Source organism: Moorena sp. SIO4G3 (assembly GCF_010692305.1).
In the GTDB taxonomy this organism is placed as follows: Bacteria; Cyanobacteriota; Cyanobacteriia; order Cyanobacteriales; family Coleofasciculaceae; genus Moorena; species Moorena producens_A.
In genome coordinates, this window is sequence record NZ_JAAHIG010000617.1 from 1 (window position 1) to 3,103 (window position 3,103).

General features: G+C 50.2%; 3 protein-coding genes and 1 pseudogene. 1 reads left to right on the plus strand and 3 read right to left on the minus strand.

What is annotated here, in order from left to right; translation table 11 throughout:
* Positions 1–163 precede the first annotated feature (163 nt).
* On the minus strand, positions 164–304 hold the full coding sequence (locus F6J99_RS43720; protein WP_293123380.1) for a hypothetical protein: 141 nt from the start codon (positions 302–304) through the stop codon (positions 164–166).
* Between the two features lie 15 nt (positions 305–319).
* Between F6J99_RS43720 and F6J99_RS43725 the strand changes: the two genes are divergently transcribed.
* Positions 320–2,773, plus strand: a complete 2,454-nt coding sequence (locus F6J99_RS43725) for a TOMM precursor leader peptide-binding protein (protein ID WP_293123383.1) — start codon at positions 320–322, stop codon at positions 2,771–2,773.
* Here the strand turns inward: F6J99_RS43725 and F6J99_RS43730 are convergent.
* The gene (locus F6J99_RS43730; protein ID WP_293123386.1) at positions 2,732–2,950 is read right to left on the minus strand and encodes a hypothetical protein; all 219 of its coding nucleotides are present in this window, start codon (positions 2,948–2,950) and stop codon (positions 2,732–2,734) included. The genes F6J99_RS43725 and F6J99_RS43730 overlap by 42 nt on opposite strands.
* A 73-nt stretch (positions 2,951–3,023) precedes the next feature.
* Positions 3,024–3,103 (minus strand): annotated as a pseudogene (locus tag F6J99_RS46040) (DNA-binding protein); the annotation flags it as partial.

Consider the following 3,103-nt stretch of genomic DNA (forward strand, 5'->3'; position numbering starts at 1 on the left):
TACGTTAACAATTTGGAGAGATAGGGGGATAGGGAGATAGGGAGATGGGGAGATAGGGAGATAGGGGGATAGGGAGATAGGGGGATAGGGGGATAGGGAAATAGGGAGATAGGGGGATAGGGGGATAAGGGGAATTTTTATTAAAAAAAAGGTATTTTTAACCTTAAAAAAACCCTCTCTCCATCAAACTCCCTCCCCATCTCACCATCTCCCCACCTCCCCACCTCCCCATCTCACCATCTCCCCACCTCCCCACCTCCCCATCTCCCCACCTCCCCATCTCCCCACCTCCCCATCTCCCCATCTCCCCACCAGAAACATGGAACCACTCTTACAAATCCGTCCCCATTATCGCGTTGAAATTATTCAACCCAATCATGTTTATCTATTGGCCGAAAACGCCACCCACGCTTTAACGGGGGAATTTTACTGTCATTTGATGCCCCTGCTGGATGGTCAGTATACCTACGAGGAAATTTGTGAACGACTCACCGACCACGCTGACCGAGACCAGGTGGCTTATGTGATTGAAAATTTGTATGACAAAGGGTACATCGCTGCAAAGGTGCCTGAATTGTCAGACGCTGCTGCTGCTTTCTGGAGTTTGCTGGGAGTAGAACCCCAAACTGCTTATGATTGTTTGCGGCAAGTCGTAGTTTATGTCACTGCTGTGGGGAATGTTTCAACTCAACCCTTGACCGATAAACTCACAACCGTTGGCATTCAAACCCAACCCTGGACAGGTAAACCCCCAGTCACCGATTTACCCACTCTGTTAGTCGTGCTTACCGATGACTATCTACAACCGAAACTAGCTCAGATTAATCAAGTTGCCCTAGATACTAAGCAACCCTGGCTGTTGGCGAAACCAATAGGAGGACTGTTGTGGTTTGGTCCGATCTTTGAACCAGGAATAACTGGCTGTTGGGAATGTTTAGCCCATCGTCTGCGGGGCAACCGGGAAGTAGAAGCGTCGGTGCTGAAGCAGAAGGGAAAGGCGGGAGCTGTTGCAGAAGAGGGGAATCGGGAGTCGGGAGTCGGGAATCGGGAGTCGGGAATCGGGAATCGGGAGTCGGGAATCGGGAATCGGGGAGAAGAATTGACCCAAACACAATCAGAAACTGTTAATCAGTCTCAAACCCCGAATCATCAAGTTGAGTTTGGTCGGGTGACGGGATGTTTGCCTACTTCCAACGCTTTCCTCAGTTCTACTTTAGAGACTGGCCTGAATTTAGTTACCACGGAAGTGGCTAAATGGATTGTGCAACTGGGGGTAGAGGAAACTGCTAACTTGGCCACGTTGGTGGGGAAAGTGATTACCCTCAATCAAACTAACCTTAGCACTGAAACCCATCAGCTCTCCCATCGCCCGCAATGTGCTGCTTGTGGGAATCCTCAACTTTTAAGCGATCGCGCTCATCAACCCGTTACCTTAGTCAATCGTAAAAAGCAATACACTACCGATGGCGGACATCGTGCCTTTACCCCCGATCAAACCCTGAAACGCTACCAACACCTGGTTAGTCCCATCACTGGAGTTGTCAGTGCCTTAATCCGTTCGTCTGACCCAGACAGTGCCCTGCTCCATACCTATCATTCCATTCATAGTTACGGTGCTGCCACCAATAATTTGAACCGTTTGCGTCGTATGTTGGGTCATAAAAGTGCTGGCAAAGGGAAAACTGACCGTCAAGCCAAAGCCAGTGGGTTCTGTGAAGCGGTAGAACGCTATTCCAGTATCTATCATGGGGATGAACCCCGGATTGTTTCTACCTTAGGGGAGTTGGGAGATACGGCTATTCCTCCCGAACAGGTGATGCAGTTTAGTGAGTATCAGTACGCTCACCGAGAAACCTTGAACCAAGCCAGAGTGGATCACAATTGGGTGCCCCAACGGTTTGATAGCAGCCAAGCCATTGAATGGACACCAGTTTGGTCTTTAGTGACACAAACCCATAGCTATCTGCCCACCGCCTTCTGTTATTACAACTATCCCGCATCAAAGGATCATCACTTCTGTTCTGCTGACTCCAATGGTAATGCCGCTGGCAATACCTTGGAAGAAGCGATTTTGCAGGGGTTTATGGAATTGGTGGAACGGGATAGCGTGGCTATTTGGTGGTACAACTCCCTGCAATGTCCGGGAGTGGATTTAGCCAGCTTTGATGACCCCTATCTGGTAGAGTTACAACAACTATACCGCGATCGCAAACGTGACTTGTGGGTGCTGGATATTACCAGTGATTTAGGCATTCCCGCCTTTGCTGCCGTCTCAGCCCGCACCGATCAGGAACAAGAAGGGATTATTGCCGGGTTTGGTGCCCATCTCGATCCTCGGATTGCCATTTTACGGGCAGTCACAGAAATGAACCAACTGGGATTTCATGTGGATGAGGTGGAACCCAGTAAAACCGGGTCTTGGGAAGAATGGAATAAACATAATCTAAACCGCAAAGACCATCCCTACATGGTTCCCAATCCTGACATTCCCCTCAAGCTTTACAGTGACTATGCTCAACAGTGGAGTGATGATATTTATGAGGATGTGATGACCTGTGTCAACATTGCCCAGTCCGCAGGCATGGAAACCCTAGTTCTAGACCAAACCCGCCCGGATATTGGCTTAAATGTGGTCAAAGTGATTGTACCAGGGATGCGCCATTTCTGGGCAAGATTCGCCCCCGGTCGGTTGTATGATGTCCCCGTTAAGTTAGGCTTGTTCGCGGAACCCTTAACAGAAGATCAACTTAATCCGATCCCGATGATTTTGTAGGAATTGGGAACAGGGAATCGGGAGTGGGGAATCGGGAATCGGGAATCGGGAATCGGAACCCACCCCTAACCCCTCCCAGGAGGGGAACGGGAATCGGGAATCGGGAATCGGGAATCGGGAATCGGGAACAGTGGACAAGAATTCACTCCCCATCTCCCCATCTCCCCATCTCCCCATCTCCCCACCTCCCCACCTCCCCATCTCCCCACCTCCCCATCACCCCATCTCCCCATCTCCCCATCTCCCCATCTCAGCTAGTAGCGGGGAAACTGCCACCAATGAAGTGAATATCACTGAAGGTTTCGATCCACAGACGAGCGCCACAATCGA

Coding starts and splice junctions, on each gene's coding strand:
- F6J99_RS43720 (WP_293123380.1), bottom strand. CDS start 304: ATGGGGAGATGGGGAGGTGGGGAGATGGGGAGGTGGGGAGATGGGGAG.
- F6J99_RS43730 (WP_293123386.1), bottom strand. CDS start 2,950: ATGGGGAGATGGGGAGATGGGGAGATGGGGAGTGAATTCTTGTCCACT.
- F6J99_RS43725 (WP_293123383.1), top strand. CDS start 320: ATGGAACCACTCTTACAAATCCGTCCCCATTATCGCGTTGAAATTATT.